Raw genomic sequence first — 19,122 nt, forward strand, 5'->3', positions numbered from 1 at the left:
TTATCGTAGTCATAGAAGGTGGTGACATCATTCAAATTCTTGATTTGCCTCACCCATCCATTTTCATCAATGACTTTATTAATCGACATCGATTGCGCGTCAAAATAACGATTCGGTAATGTAATGGTTTGCGCAGTATTATGCTTATAGTCGTTGTAACGAATAACACGTTTACCTGTGCCATCATTAAAAGTGACTTTTTCTAAGCCACCATGGCCATGGTAAGCATTAAATGTCTTTTTTAACTGGCCATGTACTTCAATGGCGCTAGGCAAATGAACCGTACGTTTAGCCCCCTGATTGGTCAATTGATATGGGGCATACTGAGTCCAAGCAGCAAGTTTGTCAGTACCATTGGTATCAATCTGTGATAAGTCAGTCCCACTGACAAAAATTTTACTTGGTTGGTTTAATGAATTGCTCTCTAAGTCATGAAAGTGTGTCAACCGCACATGTTTGGACTCAGCGTTAACATGGTTTGTTAACTTAAACAGGTCTGGCTTATCATATTCGTTAAAATTTAGTACTTTTGTCGAATAAACCGACTGAGTAGCCTCTTTAAAAATGGTGGTTTTTACATCACTCACTTCAACATTAATGTTTGCCGTGAAGTCTTTTCGTTGTCGCTCAAATGACTTTTCAGAGTTCAGGATAAATACCATCGCTCTATCCTCGCCAAACCCTGCACCTTGATTATCACCATAGTGATAGTCATAACTCACTTCTTTGAGCTTTTTATGATCTTTAGAATAGGTTTCTTCTTTTAATAGGTTATTTTGAGTTACTCCGTAACGTCGACTATGGTGATGTTTGGTATATGAGTTATCTGGATTGGTTACTGTGGTCACTTTCGTGTGGTCCACACTCGAAATATTGTTGAAGCTCCCTTCTTCACTTGTGTAATTATATGACCAGATTAGTGGTGATGACACACCAGGTATATTCAACGTTTTTTTCACTAAAGAATACGCAGCATGGGACTTTGGTACCCAAACGTCGTCATGTTCTGTAAAGCCATTAGGGTCTATTTTTAAAATTCGTGGAACATCGGTGATCCCTTTACATAAATCCCTTATGCCAAACTGGCCAGACGTTCCATTGGGGTGCTTTACAGTAATAAAGTTCTCTATATGCAGACCTTCATTCGCAATACAGCCAGGTGCTGCACCGGGTACTTGTAGTCTTGGGGTTTCAAAAACTTTATCGTTACCATATTCCATGATCCAAGTCTGTAAATTTGGCAGCGTGACTTTTTCTAATAGGTTATAGCGGCGCGCATCAGAGAACCTGACTATTCGATAGTCATACTGCCACACTCGACCATTGTGATTAATACTTTCAATGCGCTCTTCAACTGGGTCCCAAGTAAAATCTACCCTTTGATTATCAGACGTCGTTATATAGTCGATTTTCCCATTTTCTAAATAATTAAACTCGATGGTATTACCAAACTTATCTTCAATTTTTGATGGCAACATAAAGACGTGGAACTGCTCAACCCAAGTACCTGATGGAGAGTCTCCGCCACCTGTGGGAACTTGCTTTGGCGGACAGTTAAAAGGCACGCACCCCTGCTCAACATACGCTGACATTCTTAAGTTGTTACGTCCAGCAATTTGCCGCATTTCATCTAGGTAATATGTGATCCCGTTAGGACTGATGACTTTAAAGCCCTCGTTTCCAGACTTTGCGGTATAACAGGTAATATCATGTGAAGCTTTGGTGGTTTTTTTGAACTTATTTTCGTTGGGGCCACCCGTCATTTTCTCTAGTAATTTATAGCTGGGCTCACCGATTAGTGAGAGCGAATCACCACTCCAATAGGCATCTCTATGCATGCGATAGACAATCAGCTCAATATCATCCGCATCATGAAAAATGGTATGGTTATAAACCATATTTGGTGTCGCACCGACATTTGCTGTACACGCATTTCCCTTTACCCATGCTGATGCATTGTCATAGGTACCAGCTGTATCCGTTGCATAAACTGAACGCAAATGAGGAAGCTTCAAACTCCATGAACCAAATTCTTTAGTACTATGAAACCAGCTATCTGGGTCACTGAAGGTTCTTGTAAGGTCTAACTTCAAGCCACCATTCACGGTTAGAGATAGCTCATTGTGCGAGATGCTAAAGCCACCATTGGCTAAGTCAACCTTATCACCCAGTAAATCTGTTGTTAACGTCTCTACTTCAGTACTGTTATTAGTATATTCTTTATAGTTATATGCATAATCAGGCAACTTAGAAGGATCTGACAAAGTCAGTGCCTGTAAAGGCAAAAGTCCTGCTAATAAACCCAACTTACAACGCATTGTAAATTTCATTTTTATATCCATTAAAACAATATTATTCAGTGGCTTAATTTCTCAAGCCACTCTTTTCTTAATCCAAAATCGATTCAGCCACTGGGCTGCCTAATAGGTCAGTGTGAATAAATATCACTTGTTTCTTACTGCTGGCTTCGACTGTATTACTCCATGGGGAACACTAAACGGTATTACAGCCTTTTACTCGGTAAAGGTATTTACCTTTATCCGTTGTTGGCTGTTTATACTGTGATTCAGTTGTTTGCGTGACTCGTTGCCAAGCCAATGAAGTCGTGGCACTGCAGCTTGAAGCGCAATTTGCTCGCTCTAAAATAAAGTAATTAGCATCAACCGGGGAGGTCCAAGTTAAAGTGTTGCGCCCACTTAAAGTCGGTGCTTGCATCACAGGCACTCGAATATAGTTACCACAGCCACCACCATTGGCATTGCATGCAGAGATACGCAATACACTCCTGCCTAGCTCTGGCACTTTATCGCCTTCGCCCAATAAAATCGTGCAGCCGTATACGGTTTACCCTGTTGTGTGAAAGATGTGGCATCACATGATAACTAAATTTTCCCGGTTGATGCTCAGTAGCCGTCAAGATTTCACCAATTTTGGTTACTCCATCTCCTTGATATAAAGCCGCTCTTGCATTAGCGCGCACGGGTGACTGTGCAATTACATCGCCCAACTCAACGCTGATTGCACGTTCATACCCTGATGCATCCAAACAATCGCCTGCAGATTTAACCGCTATTTGTCGCTTTTCACTCACTGCGGTCACCAGTAACGAATCACTGACTTTGCCCGACGCAGTATTTAATGACAACGTCCAATAAGGACTATTATTCTCGGTAACACAACTAGGTATACTGTGTACCTTATCAATGTGTGTTTGAAAATAAACCACATCATTTTCAATACGAATCGATTTAACGCCTACATTTTCTGCAGCAAGTATTGAGGTTGAAAACCCTCCTGCCGACATTAAAGCCAAAATTAATGGGGACTTCATAAAATCAAAATCCATTTGTAAATCACCATTTGAACCTATTTTAGGTATTTTCTACTTTATTGTGAAAAACCACAATGTATAATTTAAAAAAACCAAACGGAATGACTAATTTTAAAACACCTAAAAATTAATATTTATATTAATATATTCATACCCTTTAACTATCAATGCTAATTCAAGCGACATTAAAAGCCTAAAAGCACAACAAAACCTCATTTATATTACTTTAAATAATCACAATGAAGTCCCAAGACCCAATTGCGTATTACCAAACAATATGAATACATGGACATTGTCTCTGTCATCAGCAACAGGCAAGCTATGCACTGCTGGTTAACGCATTTGAAGATAAAAAACCAATTTCAATTGAGGGGCCAGTGACTGTTTAGACGCACCAGTAACTGAGCGCGTGAAGGCGAACAGTGTAGAGCAGTCACATAAAGACGACGCGACTTAATATTTGTATAAAGGAGACGGACAAACCCGAGTTGGCCGGATTTATGATATCCAAAGTATTTATGATGATTTAAAAGTATACTATTTAAGTAAAAAATATGGCAGAAGTATGTATTACATGAAACCTGATTTCTATAATCAATTAGGGGATATCGAGATTGGATATACAGGTTTCAACTGTACCGGCCAAGCGCATATCGCATAGAACCTAATAAATTTTACGCTCATTCACGATTTAATAAAGGTAATGTATTTCGACTTACTTCAACAACAAGCAATGTACGTCTATATTCGCAAAAGAAACTTAGTACTGGAGAATGTATAGACTTAAGGAATTACCAAATTTATGGACACATGGGGACAATTAACAGTTTTAAACACTCCATTTGCGGCGAAAAGCCGTGCCAAATAAAGCCATAAAAGATTAAACAGAGAGCGTGTTACACACTCTCCCTCGCTACTTCAAATAAGATTGTACTCACCGCAGTTTTTAAATCACTCGCGCTCAACAAGGTTTCAGGAAGCAGCTTGGCAGAAATAGACTCTGTGTAGGATTGCAATACAGGGCTAAGTTTACATGGGCTAATGCGGCCTTCTTTGATTCCACCAAAGGTATTCATCAGGACTTGCCTGTTTTTTTGCAGCTCCAAAATAACCGCACTGCGGATCGGGCTATTTTGGCACAGGTGCTTTTTGCATGCACGAATTGCTATTTCCATAAACGCAGAAATTTCTTCATTACTGTGAGTTGGCTTATTTAAGCTTGTGCGCTTACCCTGTTCACTCGAGATAGGGGTAATGCTGTTTTTAAAACCAAGGGCTCTTTCACCAATTAGTTCCATTTCATCACTCGTTAACATCAGCTCGCCAAATCGCGCAAAGTACATCGCTTTATCCGTTTCGTTTTTTAGGATAATTATGCGGGTAATTTTTCGAGTGTACATTACACTTTATTACACGCCCTGTTTTAAAATTTAAATTTGTTGCGCCATATACAAAGCGATACAATACGGCTTTTAATCCACAGAGCCTGCTATCGTGCAATTTGAAGTTGAAGCCATTGGCCATATAAAATCGCCTTATAAGCAAAAGTTTGCCATTCCAAGACAACCAAGACTGGTACCAGAGGCCACCGCAAAGCTGATATTCAGCGATGCATTTAACCGTGAAGAATTTGTGCGAGGCATTGAAGAGTTCACCCACCTTTGGCTGCTATTTAGATTCCACGAGACCGCTGACAAAGGCTATTCGGCGCTAGTTCGCCCACCAAGGCTAGGCGGTAATGAGCGCAAAGGCGTATTTGCTACCCGCGCAACCTTTAGGCCAAATGGCATTGGCATGAGTGCAGTCAAGCTAGAAGGTGTTGAATATAAAAATGGTCAATTGGCGCTGCTGCTCTCTGGCATAGATTTACTCGATGGCACGCCAATCGTGGATATCAAACCTTATCTGCCCTATTCAGATGCACTGCAAGGTGCCTCGGCAGGATTTGCCGATACGCGCCCTGAAACCGAAATGACGGTGTCATTTAGTGAGCAAGCCCAAGACTTTATTGAAAAGCAGCGACAATATCCCGAGCTAATGAACTTTATCAGCAACGTCTTAAAGCAAGATCCAAGACCTGCCTATAAAAAGAAAAAACAACAAACACAAAGCTATGGCATGAGCCTGTACGAATTCAATATTCGCTGGCAAGTTGAAGATGAGCATAACCATGTCATCGAAGTGAGCGCTGAGAAACCGCAAACAGCCAAAAAACCACAAGATTAAATATCTTTACAGCGAAAATAACTCTTTTTTAGCACCTTAGGCACTGTTAAACTACGTGCCTAATTAAAAACACATAACATTGAACGGAACAAGCATGCGTACCAGTCAATATATTTTAGCGACTCTTAAAGAGACGCCTTCTGATGCCGAGGTGGTCAGCCACCAGCTAATGCTACGTGCGGGTATGATCCGCAAACTCGCTTCAGGTTTATACACTTGGTTGCCGTCAGGTTTAAAAGTACTTCGTAACGTAGAAACTATTGTACGCGAGGAAATGGAAAAAGCTGGCGCAATCGAAATGTTGATGCCTGTCATTCAGCCTGCAGATCTGTGGGAAGAGTCTGGCCGCTGGGAACAGTTTGGTCCTGAACTACTAAGAATTACCGATCGCCACAATCGTCCATTTGCACTTGGCCCAACGCACGAAGAAGTGATCACTGACTTTGTACGTAAAGAAGTAAGCAGCTATAAGCAATTGCCTTTAACACTTTATCAAGTACAAACTAAAGTACGTGATGAAGTTCGTCCGCGTTTTGGTGTAATGCGTGCACGTGAATTCACCATGAAAGATGCTTACTCTTTCCACCTAGATGACGCTTGTCTTGAAAAAACATATCAAGTGATGCACCAAGCATACTGCAATATTTTTGAGCGCCTAGGTCTAGATTACCGTCCAGTTATTGCTGACACAGGTTCAATTGGTGGTAGCGTATCACACGAATTCCACGTACTTGCTGAGTCTGGTGAAGATGCGATTGCATTTAGCACTGAAAGTGATTACGCAGCAAACATCGAAAAAGCTGAAGCACTGGCGCCTTCAACTGAGCGCGCAGAGCCAAGCAAAGAACTAAATACTTTCGATACACCGAACGCAAAAACCATCGCAGAGCTTGCTGAGCAACACAGTGTTAAAGCGCACAAAGGCGTTAAAACACTGATTGTATACGGCGCTGAAAACGAAGACGGTGAGCGTGGTCTGGTCGCATTAATCGTTCGTGGCGATCACGAATTAAACGAGCTAAAAGCTGAAAAGCTACCGCTTGTTGACTCTCCGCTTGAAATGGCAAAAGAAGAAGACATCGTTGCTGCAATTGGTGCAAAGCCTGGTTCACTTGGTCCTGTTGGCCTTGATATGCCAGTGATTGTTGACCACAGCGCTGCTGTTATGTCTGACTTTGTTGCCGGTGCAAACAAAGACGGTGTGCACTACAGTGGAATTAACTGGGGCCGCGATGTCGCTGAGTTCACAACTGCTGACATTCGTAACGTAGTTGAAGGCGATCCAAGCCCGTGTGGTCAAGGTACTTTGCAAATCAAACGCGGTATTGAAGTAGGTCATATCTTCCAGCTTGGTAGCAAGTATTCAGAAGCAATGAATGCAGGCGTACTAGGCGAAAGTGGTAAAAACCAAGTCATGACTATGGGCTGTTACGGTATTGGTGTATCACGTATCGTGGCTGCGGCGATTGAACAAAACCACGATAAGTTTGGTATTAAGTGGCCTCAAGCCCTTGCACCATTCGACATCGCAATCGTTCCAATGAACATGCATAAGTCTCACCGTATTCCTGATATCGCAGAAAAGTTCTATGCGGACTTAAAAGCAGCAGGTCTTGAAGTATTGTTTGACGATCGTAAAGAGCGCCCAGGTGTCATGTTCAACGATATGGAACTCGTGGGTGTACCATTCACCTTAGTCATTGGTGAGCGTAACCTTGATAACAATCAGGTTGAGCTGAAAAACCGCCGTACTGGTGAAAAAGTCATGTTAGACATTGATTCAGCAGTTGCTGAAATCACTAAGCTAATGGCTTAACTCTCCCCTACTTTTAAAAACGCGCCTAAATGGCGCGTTTTTTGTTTCTACCTGCTGCCTTTGCAGAAAATGTCATCTTAGCGTCTCAATACTGATAAAAGTTTGTCATCTCGTGCCTTTACCGTAGACATTATTACGCTTGAGAGTAAACAAGATGGAGCAAACTTACTACCCCAGCATATGGATTTCAGATGTGCACCTTGGCTACAAAGATTGTAAGGCTGAATTCTTATTAGACTTTTTAAATTGCACACGCTGCGATACCCTGTATTTAGTGGGTGATATCGTGGATCTTTGGTCTTTAAAAAGGCAGTTTTACTGGCACCCAAGCCACTATCAAGTTTTAGAATGTATTCAGAAAAAAGCAGAGTCCGGTACGCGTGTCATTTATATCCCGGGTAACCACGACGAGACGTTTCGCAATTATGTGGATATGACACTGTTTAATGTTGAAGTGCACCACACATACGTACATACCACCTCTGCAGGTAAGCGTTTCTTATTGCTACACGGCGATGACTTTGATTCGGCCACCCGCTACAACAAATTAATCAGTATTATTGGCGATCAAGCCTATGACTTTTTGCTGTTTTTAAATCGTTGGACCAACCGTGTGCGTAAGCTCTATGGCGGACACTATTGGTCGCTGGCTTCTTGGCTTAAAAACCGAGTGCATAAAGCGCGCGCAGCGATTGCGGCATTTGAGCAAGCCGCTGTGCACGAAGCAAAAAAACAAGGCATGGATGGCATTATCTGTGGCCACATTCACCAGCCCAGAATTAATGTCACCGACGGCATTGTGTATTGCAATGATGGTGACTGGATAGAAAACTGCACGGCACTTGTTGAAAACGAGCAAGGCCGCATTGAATTACTGCACTGGTCTGATATACAAAAAGTATTGAACGTCGTTGAGTTAGACACACAAAATTTAGACGGCGTTAAAGCCGCCTAATTGCTATCTAAATAACACAGACTCTTTGCTAAACCAGCGTATACAAAACATCAGCAATGCCCCAGCAAGCAGTGCTGAGGCAACAAAAATCATCACCACGGCACTGTAGTCTACGGTGCCTTTGATGATCTCTTTAATCGCTAAGGATACGTTGGTAATGGGGATCCAAGCCGTAGTGGTATTAAGCGACATATTCGGCATCACTGACACGACAATGGGCACAAACACCAGCATGCTCAGCGGCCCCATATAGTTTTGCGCCTCTTTGAACGAACGTGCATAGATTGAAATTGCCAACACCAAGGATGAGAGCATCACAGCCACAGGCAGTAACAGTGCAAAAATCAGCATAAAGTCCCCAAGTGTCACGCTAGAAAAAGCGTCTTTGATGGTGTCTAACACCCCTATTCCGCTCGCAATACTTATCCAAATAGCCATGCTAGAGACGGTCACCAAGGCACAGGCGATGGAGCTTGCCAATATTGTTAAAAACTTACCCAATACCAGTTGCGTACGCGTCACAGGGGTCAACAGTAAGGTTTCAAGAGTACCCCGCTCTTTTTCCCCTGCGCCCAAATCAATCGCTGGGTAACTTGCGCCCATTAAAACAAGTGGGATCAACATATAAGGGATTAATGCACCAAGCTTTTCACCGTAGTTTTCACGTTTATCTGCGGTATCGACTTTGGTAATGGTGATCGGTTTTAGAATTGCACTATGATGCGCTTTAGGCGCCCCTAAAGCTTCTAACGTCGCAGAGCGAATGCCTGCGGCGTATTTATTAATCAGCTTTTCCAATCGCTTATATACAAAGTTAATCGATTGAGCATCATTAAATACCACATGCCAAACAGCTTGCTCTGGTGAAACGCTCACCTGCTTGTTTTGCATCTTAGGGATCTCAATACCTACATCTATTTTCCCCGCTTTTACAGCGGCTTTTAATGCCTCGATGCTGTCAAACTGCTCATCCCCTTCATACGGTTTAAAGCTTTTATGATAAAACAGCATTTGGGCAAACTCTGGAGAAAGATCTGCATTAGCAAGGTAGTAAGTATGCACCTTTTGCTCCGCTTCAAAGGTGGTCTTTGACGCTAAAAACCCAAGCAAAGCAAATAAAATAGGAAAGATAACGATGGGCAGGGCAATGACAAAAAACAGGGTTTTTCTATCACGCAGTAGCTCTTTGACTTCCTTTAAAAACACTTCAAACATCTGCACATCCGTGATTAACAATATTCAAAAACGCATCGTTTAGCTCTGTACTTTGCCCTGCTGTTTTAAACGCGTCTATACTGCCAGAAAAACGACTTTGCCCCTTATCTATCAAGCACACGCTATCACATAATAAAGCGATTTCATCAAGGTGATGTGTAGAAAACACCACTGGGGTATTCGCCGATTTGAGTTCACGAATAAACTGAATAATGGTTTGCTTGGTCATAATATCTAAGCCTGTGGTTGGCTCATCCAACACAACCACATCGGGTTGATGTACCACAGCTCGAGCAATATTGGTTTTTTGCTTCATGCCCGTTGATAAATGCTCAGCGCGTTTATCTAAAAAGTCATCCATCGCTAATTGGCTAAACAATTCATCGCAGCGCACTTTAAGGGCTTTGCCTTTTAAGCCATGCAATTTGGCAAAATACTCGACATTCTCTTTGGCGGTTAAACGACCATATAAACCCGTTGTTCCAGACAAAAAACCAATGGCTTTTCGACCTTTCAAGGGGTGCTTGACAATGTTATGTCCAGATATTTCAATGCTGCCTGCATCAGGTTTGAGCGCGGTTGATAACATGCGTAACGTGGTGGTTTTCCCCGCGCCATTGGGGCCTAGCAGCCCCAATACTTCACCTCTATCACAGCGAAAAGACACATCTTCCACAGAATGAAAGAAACCATCACGCTGCCTTGCGTCGCCACGACTGGTGGTATTTTCTAACTCTTTGGCGAGCTTAAAGCGTTTTTTCAGTCCGTTTACTACTATCACTTATCTTCCTTCTTTTAGGCCTAAAGTAGCTTTCATCCGCATAAAATGCTTCATCTTGCGTATCATAGTGCCATTCAGGTATGCCCAGTAAAGGGATGGGTGACATCTGTTTATTGTCATCCAGCACCTTATCCATTGTGATCAACTCAACCAAGCGGCTATCCAAGTGCGCATATTGCTCAAGTAGAGGGAGAGCAGTAAAAGACTCGTCAACTTGAATACACAGCAACTTGCCCGTTAGGCCGATAAACGGGTTAGTCAGCATTTCGTAATTGGCATGACCAAAAACGAAAGGCAGAGCTTCTGTATGCCACTTATCCTTTTGCACAAAGAACGCGTCATGCCATAAATGCGAACGCAAATCTTCTTGCCATTGCATATGAGGCACCGCGAGTACTAATCCGCATTCATCAAACAAGGTTAACGCATTGCGTTTGCGACTGCGCTCTTTTAAGCCGTGCAGTGCTATTTCTTCAATGTGGAGTTTATTAAGTAGACTTTTGGTTTTTGGAAATAAGCACCAGATCATCGCCCCAAAAAAGTCATGCCAGTTATGCTCTCGTGTCGGCACCTGACCGGTTTGCGCAATGATCTCCTCATAGTAACGTGTTTCTTCTTCCAGCTTACTGTTTTCAGTAAAAACAATGTGTTTACCCTGTGCGTTTTGCTGGTTGGTCTGTGCATTTAACCACTCAAAGCTTGGCCAGGTATCAAAGGCTTGTAAATTAAATGTTGCCTGTAAATGCGCAAAAGGGGCTTGCGCAAACAATTGATTTTGCCAATTTTCAGGGGGAGTAAACTTTTTCATGCTATCTATGCGTGCTCATTTCGCAAATTGTACTATTGCGCGCATTTTACCAAATACACGCGACGGCGCAAAAAGATAAATAACGTCTGCGTACTTTTCCATCTACCTAGCACCATACATCGGCTAAAGTCGAATTTACTTTGCAATTATGGTATTAATTAGCCCGGAAGTAATCTCATAAAAAAGAAAGGTCATGAAACTAAAATTAACACTGAGTGCTTTGTCGCTTGCCATTTTAGCAGGCTGTGCAACGACAAAAAGCAACACACCTGAAGACATTGTCACGGCATATAATAGTATTAATGCCGAGCAACTAGGTGAACACATCAAAACGCTTGCCTCTGACGAGTTTGAAGGCCGCGCGCCATCAAGCAAAGGCGAAGAACTAACGCTTGCTTATTTGACTAAACATTTCAAAGCATTGGGTTATGAGCCGGGCAACGGCAATAGCTTTTTGCAAGAAGTACCGCTGGTATCAATCGAAGCCGATCCAAACATGACGCTAAAAATCGGTGAGCGCAGCTACCCGTATAAAAAGGGCATGGTCATGGGCACAAGCCGCATCAGCCCAGCACAGTCTCTAAACAACTCAGAACTGGTATTCGTAGGTTACGGTGTCAATGCGCCAGAATATGGCTGGAATGACTACAAGGGTCTGGATGTAAAAGGTAAAACGGTTGTTATGCTGGTAAACGATCCAGGTTACGCAACAAAAGACCCTAAAGTGTTTAACGGTAATACCATGACTTACTATGGACGTTGGACATACAAATATGAAGAGGCAAGCCGTCAAGGTGCTGCTGGTGCCATCATCATTCATGAAACAGCGCCTGCATCATATCCATGGGAAGTGGTTGAGAACTCTTGGAGCGGTGAGCAGTTTGGCTTCCAAAAAGAGAACAACAACATGGACCGCGTTGCAGTGGAAGGCTGGATCAGTGTTGATGTTGCAAAAGAGCTCTTTGCAGATGCAGGCCTGAACTTTGAAGATGCCAAAAAGAAAGCTGCTGAAGGTGCATATCACGTAGACATGGGCGACTTAACTGCGTCTGTGGATGTTAAAAGCACTATCAAAAAGTCTGTATCATATAACTTCATCGCCACGCTACCGGGCGCTAAAAAGTCAGATGAGCACATCATTTACTCTGCGCACTGGGATCACCTAGGTGTCGATCCTAACCGTAAAGGCGATAAAATTTATAACGGTGCACACGATAACGCAACAGGCACAGGCGGTATCATCGAAGTGGCTGAAGCTTTTGCTAAATTACCTCAGCGCCCAGACCGTTCGATCACCTTCTTAGCGGTCACCGCTGAAGAGCAAGGTTTATTAGGCTCTAAATTCTACGCTGAAACACCGGTCATTCCAGCAAACCAGACTGTTGCAAATATCAACCTTGATGCCCTTAACTTACTTGGTAAAGTAAAAGACATCAGCGTTGTTGGCCTTGGTAAATCATCACTTGATGGCGTACTTAAAGAAGTGGCTGATGAGCAAAACCGTTCAATCTCAAATGAGTCAAACCCATCTGCGGGTATTTACTACCGTTCAGATCACTTCGCTTTTGCTAACATGGGGATCCCAGCTATGTATGCAGGTGGCGGCCATGAAGCATTCGATGATGCCACAGCCAAATACCGAAAGCGTATGAGTCTTGTGCTACGTGGTTGTTACCATCAGCCATGCGATCGGTACAGAAAAGAGTGGGATCTCAGTGGCGCAGTCCAAGATCTTCAACTATTTTTCAAAGCTGGTTACTTAATTTCTCAAGAAGAAGCGTGGCCTACTTGGAGTGCAACATCTGAGTTCCAAAGAAAATAAATGGAAATGATATTGATTTTCATTTAATTTAACACTAAAGTGCAACTGTTATTAGGTTACCGGTTGCACTATATGCTCTCATATTCTCGTTCTTACCCGTTCAAGGCGGCTTCTCAATTTGCCTATCTGGCAGCAAATAAGCGGTTGATACTCCCGCTATTATTGATAGCAACTCTATTTTATGCACCTATCCGTGACATCGCGTTAGGCACGTTAGCAGACGCGTTTTTCCAAGTCAGTGTATTTGTTGCAGGTACCTTGGCAATTTACTACTATCTCGTTGAAAAACTTCCCCAATTAGAACTCAGTTACTTAAATAAAAAATCTCCTGCGCTTGAAGTCACCATGGCAGCCGTGCTTGGGGCATTACCCGGCTGTGGCGGAGCCATCATCGTTGTAACCCAATTTACCAAAGGACAAGCCAGTTTTGCCTCCGTTGTTGCAGTATTGACCGCAACCATGGGCGATGCTGCATTTTTACTTTTAGCAAAAAAGCCGCTTGAAGGCATGGCCATCATCTTACTAGGCATCGCAGTCGGTACCATCAGCGGCCTAGCCGTAAACCTGTTTCACAAAGCCGATTATTGCAGACCAAAAGCCAATGACACACAAGTAGAAGACTGCGACCCACCCACTTTTGCAGTACGCATGAGTGAACCTGTTTGGAAAATTGTTTTGTTCCCGTGTATCGCGATTTCACTTGTTATGGCTTTTAACATGGACTTAGGACAATTTGAGCAACCTATCGAATTACTCGGTGCGGGCATGGCCATCTTCGCGGTTGTTATTTGGGCTTTGTCCTCTAAGGGAAAAACTTATAAGCAAATTACGGCAGAAGAAGAAGAGGTTAAGCCCCCTTCTCGATTAGCGAAAATCCTTCAAGACACGCATTTTGTCACCGCTTGGGTAGTGGCTAGCTTTATGATTTACGAACTATCGGTCGCTTTATTCGGCTTAGACTTAGCAGCTTGGTTTACAGAGTATGCGATTTACGCACCGCTCATTGCGATTATGATTGGGCTTTTACCCGGATGTGGTCCACAAATTGTAGTAACAAGTTTATATATTCAAGGTGTATTGCCATTTAGTGCTCTGGCGGCAAATGCTGTCGCAAATGATGGCGATGCGTTGTTTCCAGCGATTGCCCTTGCGCCAAAAGCAGCACTGTTAGCAACAGCCTATTCAGCAATACCCGCCTTGTTTGTCGGGTACGGTATTTACTACTGGAACCTACCCTAACCTATTTCAATTCGCATATTCACAACCAGAACAAAAAAGCGACCTCATGGTCGCTTTTTCATATCTGTTATTTATCGAACTGGTTTGGTTACTTTTCTATCCAAGGTTTAACACTGACCAAGTTTGCAAGCACATTAAATCGAGTATTATCATTTTCCCAGCTATCATTGATATTAAATCGACAACGGTTCAATTCACAGCTAACGCCCTCACCACTTAAAGCGACGTTACTTGCAAATTCCACCGTAACACCTTTTTGGTCAGGTAACATAAAAGATAATAGCTTACCCACAAATACACCTGACAGATCGCTCAATAATGTCTCAAACTCAGTGTGTAACTGGTATAACTTGTGTTTAGTAAGGTGTTGATTAGAGAAGTATGCAGATTCAATTTGGATCTTAATCTCACAATAAGCCGCTGTTTCAGGTTTTACTACTACCACTGCTTTGTCTTTATCAAGCTTTTCGTCAATGGGTAACATTAACTGTGCATGTTCAGTGTAGTGCAGCGGCATTGAAGTTTGCTCAGTAACTATGTTTCCCTCTGCAATGGTGCATGGCTTTTTACTTTCACCTTCAACCAAATAGAAATTCACTCGAGCAAACTCGAAATCACCTTTTTTGACCACCTTAAGACGGTCATAAAAGCCTTCATAAGAGGCCACAAACTCTTCTGCGAAACAACCAAAGCTGCTAGACAACAGCAGCAGTGGTAAGATCCTATTCTTCATCAAAATAAGCCTTATTATGTCTGATCATATCATTGAGTTCTTCAATGTAATCTTGTCCACGTTCAGAGTATGACATTAAACCCGGCGTCAGCGCCGTCGCGGTGATCTCTTTTTTATCCGCTCTAAGCTGCGCACGAACTGTGCGAAGTTCACGATAAGCATCATGGGTATTTATATTTCTAAAATACGAGGTAACCGATGCCCTAACCGACTTAAATGCCGCCACTTCATGTGCGGCCTCATCAGCACGGCGCTTCGGGATCATTCCGCACCCTGTACGGTAACACCACTGACCGAAAAAGTTTAAACCAATCCGTGCAAATCGAGATGTACCCCAAGCAGACTCATTGGCCGCCTGCATTAATGCTAACTCTTTAGGGATAATATCAACTCTATCAAGGGCCAATTTTAAACTCTGAACAGTGATCTCTTCTTGATCTATCTTATAAAGTTGAAAGATAGACTCTACACGCTCAATCTGCACATCACTGAGTGACTCATCAAACTGCAACATCATCAATGCAATTTCAATGCTGGCTCTTTGTTGCAAAATGACCTTATTCTCGGCCTCTACATGAGGTTTAATGAAGTCGAAAAAGGTCTTTTTCTTAGTCGCAATGTCTTTAATAGACGCAAAGTCAGGTAGCTGCACATCATGTAATGGCTGCTCAGGTAATTCGATTTCAGGGATCTCAACGATAACTTCTGGTACTTCTACTGGCTCTGGCTTTTCCGGTGGTTCGGTTATAAATGGATATATAATTGCGTACAAAGAAACTGCAATTAATAAAATCTTGATCAAATTAGAACGCATGATTCTCCTCTCACTAGTACCTACCAAACGAGCTATCTGAACTTCCTTTGTCAGAGAAAGACTCGTTGTACTTAGTTCATCTCATAAAACGGCGACCGATTATAGCAACAATCGCAGTTAAACGCGAATTTACGCCAATCCGTCGCTAAAATAAGCTTTTTTCCAGTCACACCAAGTAATTACATTTTTAACTTTGCATCGCTATACTTAGCTTACAAAGATGGAATAAGACAATAACCAGCCACGTAGAGTACCTTATGACCCAGCCCGTATGGCAACAAAGATTGCTAGATCAAGTAAAGAATCGCCCCAATGATAATCGCTCAGCATGGCAAGTAGACCGCTCTCGGATCATCCATGCAGCTGCTTTTAGGCGCCTGCAATCAAAGACGCAAATCATGAGCATTGGTGTAAATGACTTTTACAGGACACGGCTAACACATTCACTAGAAGTATCTCAAATAGGCACAGGCCTATTGCGTCACCTTAAACTGCAAAACCCTGACTTTGAGCACTTCCCCTCTGCTAGCCTCATTGAAACCATCTGTCTTGCCCACGATATTGGTCATCCGCCTTTTGGCCATGGTGGAGAAATTGCCCTCAATTATTTGATGCGTGATTACGGAGGCTTTGAAGGCAATGCGCAAACACTGCGGATCGTCACTAAGTTAGAGCCCTATTCAAATGGCTATGGTATGAACTTGACCAGACGCACGCTGCTCGGTTTTATAAAGTATCCAGCGCACATCTCTTCATTGCAGCTTAAGCCAAAAAGTATTAACCCGCATCAGCGCTTTATCTATACGCAAAAATGGTTTCCCGCTAAGGGCATTTATGATTGCGATAAAGACGTTTTTGATTGGATATTGTCGCCTTTGTCCAACAAAGATAAAGCCCTTTTCACAACACACAATCCCATTGATGAATTTAAATCTAAGACTATCTACAAATCCCTTGATGCGGCGATCATGGAATATGCAGACGATATTGCTTATGCTGTGCATGATTTAGAAGATGCGATTGCCACTGGCACACTCAGTGAGCGCGATTGGTATAACTACGCGATGCCTGAATTTAAAAAAATTAACTCCCCTTGGCTTGAGCAAAACCTGTCTAGTTTAACGCACCGCCTTTTCTCTGATGATGAACCGCTTCGAAAAGATGCCATTGGTGAACTCGTCAACATCTTCATTGTGCACTGTGCTTTGGTACAACACGATGCAGAGTTTGACGACCCCTTGCTCAAAAATACAGTTAAGCTCAATGGTGAGTTTGAAGCCATCCTAAAGGTCCTTAAACAATTTGTTTATCAAAGACTCATTCGTGAACCGACTATGCAGCAGATTGAGTTTAGTGGTCAGAATATGTTGATTGATTTATTCGATGCATTTTCCAGCGATCCAATGCGTTTACTCCCTTATACAGCTCAATCTCAGTACGAGCATGCTGAAACTGACACGGCAAAAATGCGAGTGCTTGCAGATTATTTATCTGGCATGACTGATGAATACGCAAGACGCTGTCATGCACGTTTATTTGGCAATAGTATGGCGAGATTATAGACCTGTTGGGGTGTGACTCAGGTGAAGTGGTAGAGCCTTGTCTGTACTCTTGTCAGTCAAGTAATGAAGGAATAACTTCAATACCCTCACAGAAAAAGGTGAGACCTGTTTGTATCAGGCACATCGTTTTACTCACTCGCTGGGTTGTCACGAATGTTTAACTTACATTTCATACACAAATGCTAGCCTGTGTATGGTATTAACTCATATCAAAAAGGACTAACAATGAAATTAAAACTACAAAAAGGCAACTTAAAAAACTTGTCTAATGACAGTGCGGCACTAAACAAGCAAGTAACTAAACAAGTCAATGGTGGACGCAGATGGTACGCAACATGGGAATGCACAACCGGTTGGCATCGTTGTGAACCATAAATAACGGCTTAGCCGTATATGTTCGATAAAATTTTTAACCTATACGGCTTAAATAAAAATACACTACCCAGCATAAAATAAATTATTTAAATGATTTATTTGTATAAAAATAATTAAATTAAATTAAATAATGATAAATTTAAATTTAGGAATTCAATCTTACCTTGTTTAACCAGTTTATCGACATATTGCTTTTCTTGAGCCCAAGAGTCTCGTTTCCAACCTTTAAAACCAAACTCAATTATAGTGACATGTTGAAACCTTTCGATGAAGTAGTGCATAGTAAGCAACCCTGAACTTGGGACATACTGGTTTACATTCAGGTTTACCTAGCTTTAAGAATTCTGATAAAACCGTAGCTCGATAGCGCTGATCAATTCTTGGAATGATCTGTTTGTTTTCAATATTCCTTTCTATTCTATCGCCAAAATCTACTTTTCCTTTTCGATTTGTCGCTTTAAATAGTATTTCTTTGAAATTATTTTGCTTTGGGTCGGTCAGCATAGCTTGACTGAGGTGAGTTAAATTGAGATAGGGAAACTGCTGGGCAATTTTCATAGCCTGCAACGACTTGATAACCATAAACCAGCACACTTGGTGCCAAGATGAGTCAAATGCTTCAACTTGCTCGCTTATATCAACATTGATAGACCCAGTGCCTATAACGATTACATTATACCTTTGTATTTTAATATCCTTTTAAAAATCAAACAACCAACCCTAGCCACAGGAGTAAGACCTTGTTTCCTAAATAGTTGAAATTTTGACCTTGTGCGTGATCAGATCGTTCACAAGCTCATTGATGTCATATTACCAACCGTTTGTACCGTTTAAAAATGGCATTCCTCATCACGATACTATTGACAGAGTTATTAGCCGTATAGACATAACCCAATTTAAAGATTCATTTTCCTTTTGAATGAAAAAGGCGTAGTTTTGGGCAAGCACAAATTTATAAGAAGCGTAATTAAATAAATGCGTTACTTAAGAAAATTGAAAGTATTCTATTGCCAAAGCTGACCAGACAAGTATGAGGTGGTGCACAGCCTTAGTGAGCCAACTATCAAAGCAATAGAGAAAAATTGAGATAGCGTGCTGTGAGCCATGATTCAAAAGCATTATCGGAAACGGTTCATTAGAAAGAAGCAAAATAGGCAATGAGTTAAGCTGTCGTTATTACATAAGTTCGGCCTTGTTTCCTAAATATTTGAACTTCTGACCTTTTGCGTGATCAGATCAAAAAACATAACGCAACTCAAGCCACCATGACAAAGAAAATTAAGAACTGGTCTGCCTATAACCGAGCGTTGATACAGCGTGGCAATATTGCTATTTGGCTCAGCGACGACGCTATTCAACAATGGCAAACCGCAGAAAAACACGGTGGGCGTGGTCGTTCAAATAAATATACTGACTTGGCAATTGAAACTTGCCTGACACTTCGG

General features: G+C 42.1%; 18 protein-coding genes. 9 read left to right on the forward strand and 9 right to left on the reverse strand.

The genetic code is table 11. The features are described from left to right. Positions 1 to 2,493: 2,493 nt before the first annotated feature. The 3 genes from N477_RS06635 to N477_RS06645 form a co-directional block, all read right to left on the reverse strand. A complete protein-coding gene (locus tag N477_RS06635; RefSeq protein ID WP_063362447.1) occupies positions 2,494 to 2,802 on the reverse strand; it encodes a hypothetical protein in 309 nt (102 codons plus the stop codon). 1 nt (position 2,803) lies between these two features. After that, complete coding sequence (locus N477_RS06640; protein WP_155731829.1) at positions 2,804 to 3,331, reverse strand: hypothetical protein; 528 nt, start codon at positions 3,329 to 3,331, stop codon at positions 2,804 to 2,806. Between the two features lie 896 nt (positions 3,332 to 4,227). Further along, entirely contained in the window at positions 4,228 to 4,674 is a 447-nt protein-coding gene (locus tag N477_RS06645; RefSeq protein ID WP_063362449.1) for a hypothetical protein, read from the reverse strand. A 151-nt stretch (positions 4,675 to 4,825) separates the two neighbouring features. On the opposite strand from N477_RS06645, the gene tsaA reads away from it, so the two are divergent. From tsaA to N477_RS06660, 3 genes are all read left to right on the forward strand, one after another. Then, positions 4,826 to 5,557 (forward strand): tRNA (N6-threonylcarbamoyladenosine(37)-N6)-methyltransferase TrmO, encoded by a 732-nt coding sequence (gene tsaA, locus N477_RS06650; RefSeq protein WP_419555233.1) that lies wholly within the window; start codon positions 4,826 to 4,828, stop codon positions 5,555 to 5,557. Positions 5,558 to 5,651: 94 nt separating this feature from the next. After that, a complete protein-coding gene (locus N477_RS06655) occupies positions 5,652 to 7,373 on the forward strand; it encodes a proline--tRNA ligase (RefSeq protein ID WP_063362451.1) in 1,722 nt (573 codons plus the stop codon). A gap of 154 nt (positions 7,374 to 7,527) precedes the next feature. Beyond that, on the forward strand, positions 7,528 to 8,328 hold the full coding sequence (locus N477_RS06660; RefSeq protein WP_046358177.1) for a UDP-2,3-diacylglucosamine diphosphatase: 801 nt from the start codon (positions 7,528 to 7,530) through the stop codon (positions 8,326 to 8,328). A 3-nt stretch (positions 8,329 to 8,331) separates the two neighbouring features. On the opposite strand, the gene N477_RS06665 is transcribed toward N477_RS06660, so the two are convergent. The 3 genes from N477_RS06665 to N477_RS06675 are packed head-to-tail and all read right to left on the reverse strand — an operon-like array spanning position 8,332 to position 11,132. Beyond that, the gene (locus N477_RS06665; RefSeq protein ID WP_063362452.1) at positions 8,332 to 9,543 is read right to left on the reverse strand and encodes an ABC transporter permease; all 1,212 of its coding nucleotides are present in this window, start codon (positions 9,541 to 9,543) and stop codon (positions 8,332 to 8,334) included. Next, positions 9,536 to 10,324, reverse strand: coding sequence for an ATP-binding cassette domain-containing protein (locus tag N477_RS06670; protein ID WP_063362453.1), 789 nt, complete (start codon positions 10,322 to 10,324; stop codon positions 9,536 to 9,538). Before N477_RS06670 ends, N477_RS06665 begins: the two co-directional genes overlap by 8 nt. Then, the gene (locus N477_RS06675) at positions 10,290 to 11,132 is read right to left on the reverse strand and encodes a DUF3025 domain-containing protein (protein WP_063362454.1); all 843 of its coding nucleotides are present in this window, start codon (positions 11,130 to 11,132) and stop codon (positions 10,290 to 10,292) included. The genes N477_RS06670 and N477_RS06675 overlap by 35 nt, the downstream gene beginning before the upstream one ends. A 193-nt stretch (positions 11,133 to 11,325) precedes the next feature. Between N477_RS06675 and N477_RS06680 the strand changes: the two genes are divergently transcribed. Together N477_RS06680 and N477_RS06685 are read left to right on the forward strand one after the other, a co-directional pair. Further along, on the forward strand, positions 11,326 to 12,954 hold the full coding sequence (locus tag N477_RS06680; protein ID WP_063362455.1) for a M28 family metallopeptidase: 1,629 nt from the start codon (positions 11,326 to 11,328) through the stop codon (positions 12,952 to 12,954). Positions 12,955 to 13,026: 72 nt separating this feature from the next. Further along, positions 13,027 to 14,193 carry a putative manganese transporter gene (locus tag N477_RS06685; RefSeq protein WP_063362467.1) on the forward strand — a complete coding sequence of 389 codons (1,167 nt, stop codon included), beginning with the start codon at positions 13,027 to 13,029 and terminating at the stop codon, positions 14,191 to 14,193. Between the two features lie 88 nt (positions 14,194 to 14,281). On the opposite strand, the gene N477_RS06690 is transcribed toward N477_RS06685, so the two are convergent. Continuing rightward, a complete protein-coding gene (locus N477_RS06690; protein WP_063362456.1) occupies positions 14,282 to 14,926 on the reverse strand; it encodes a DUF2987 domain-containing protein in 645 nt (214 codons plus the stop codon). Beyond that, positions 14,916 to 15,740 carry a glucosaminidase domain-containing protein gene (locus N477_RS06695; protein WP_063362457.1) on the reverse strand — a complete coding sequence of 275 codons (825 nt, stop codon included), beginning with the start codon at positions 15,738 to 15,740 and terminating at the stop codon, positions 14,916 to 14,918. The genes N477_RS06690 and N477_RS06695 overlap by 11 nt, the downstream gene beginning before the upstream one ends. Positions 15,741 to 15,997: 257 nt before the next feature. Between N477_RS06695 and N477_RS06700 the strand changes: the two genes are divergently transcribed. Continuing rightward, on the forward strand, positions 15,998 to 17,302 hold the full coding sequence (locus tag N477_RS06700; RefSeq protein WP_063362458.1) for an anti-phage deoxyguanosine triphosphatase: 1,305 nt from the start codon (positions 15,998 to 16,000) through the stop codon (positions 17,300 to 17,302). A gap of 225 nt (positions 17,303 to 17,527) precedes the next feature. Beyond that, positions 17,528 to 17,677 (forward strand): hypothetical protein, encoded by a 150-nt coding sequence (locus tag N477_RS25955; RefSeq protein ID WP_155731830.1) that lies wholly within the window; start codon positions 17,528 to 17,530, stop codon positions 17,675 to 17,677. Between the two features lie 237 nt (positions 17,678 to 17,914). On the opposite strand, the gene N477_RS06705 is transcribed toward N477_RS25955, so the two are convergent. Then, positions 17,915 to 18,259, reverse strand: coding sequence for a hypothetical protein (locus N477_RS06705; RefSeq protein WP_063362459.1), 345 nt, complete (start codon positions 18,257 to 18,259; stop codon positions 17,915 to 17,917). 193 nt (positions 18,260 to 18,452) lie between these two features. On the opposite strand from N477_RS06705, the gene N477_RS26670 reads away from it, so the two are divergent. Together N477_RS26670 and N477_RS06710 are read left to right on the forward strand one after the other, a co-directional pair. Then, entirely contained in the window at positions 18,453 to 18,596 is a 144-nt protein-coding gene (locus tag N477_RS26670; protein WP_369122108.1) for a transposase family protein, read from the forward strand. A 346-nt stretch (positions 18,597 to 18,942) separates the two neighbouring features. Continuing rightward, positions 18,943 to 19,122 (forward strand): transposase (locus tag N477_RS06710; protein ID WP_196760593.1); only part of this gene is annotated, 180 nt, incomplete at its 3' end.

This window comes from Pseudoalteromonas luteoviolacea H33-S, from assembly GCF_001625695.1.
GTDB classification, from domain to species: Bacteria; Pseudomonadota; Gammaproteobacteria; order Enterobacterales; family Alteromonadaceae; genus Pseudoalteromonas; species Pseudoalteromonas luteoviolacea_B.

Bases quoted from the DNA above. Each gene is read 5' to 3' on its own strand.
- N477_RS06675 (WP_063362454.1), bottom strand. From the start codon at position 11,132: ATGAAAAAGTTTACTCCCCCTGAAAATTGGCAAAATCAATTGTTTGCG.
- N477_RS06705 (WP_063362459.1), bottom strand. From the start codon at position 18,259: ATGGTTATCAAGTCGTTGCAGGCTATGAAAATTGCCCAGCAGTTTCCC.
- N477_RS06645 (WP_063362449.1), bottom strand. From the start codon at position 4,674: ATGTACTTTGCGCGATTTGGCGAGCTGATGTTAACGAGTGATGAAATG.
- N477_RS06665 (WP_063362452.1), bottom strand. From the start codon at position 9,543: ATGTTTGAAGTGTTTTTAAAGGAAGTCAAAGAGCTACTGCGTGATAGA.
- N477_RS06655 (WP_063362451.1), top strand. From the start codon at position 5,652: ATGCGTACCAGTCAATATATTTTAGCGACTCTTAAAGAGACGCCTTCT.
- N477_RS25955 (WP_155731830.1), top strand. From the start codon at position 17,528: ATGAAATTAAAACTACAAAAAGGCAACTTAAAAAACTTGTCTAATGAC.
- N477_RS06660 (WP_046358177.1), top strand. From the start codon at position 7,528: ATGGAGCAAACTTACTACCCCAGCATATGGATTTCAGATGTGCACCTT.
- N477_RS06690 (WP_063362456.1), bottom strand. From the start codon at position 14,926: ATGAAGAATAGGATCTTACCACTGCTGCTGTTGTCTAGCAGCTTTGGT.
- N477_RS06695 (WP_063362457.1), bottom strand. From the start codon at position 15,740: ATGCGTTCTAATTTGATCAAGATTTTATTAATTGCAGTTTCTTTGTAC.
- N477_RS06680 (WP_063362455.1), top strand. From the start codon at position 11,326: ATGAAACTAAAATTAACACTGAGTGCTTTGTCGCTTGCCATTTTAGCA.
- N477_RS06700 (WP_063362458.1), top strand. From the start codon at position 15,998: ATGACCCAGCCCGTATGGCAACAAAGATTGCTAGATCAAGTAAAGAAT.
- N477_RS06640 (WP_155731829.1), bottom strand. From the start codon at position 3,331: ATGAAGTCCCCATTAATTTTGGCTTTAATGTCGGCAGGAGGGTTTTCA.
- N477_RS06685 (WP_063362467.1), top strand. From the start codon at position 13,027: ATGCTCTCATATTCTCGTTCTTACCCGTTCAAGGCGGCTTCTCAATTT.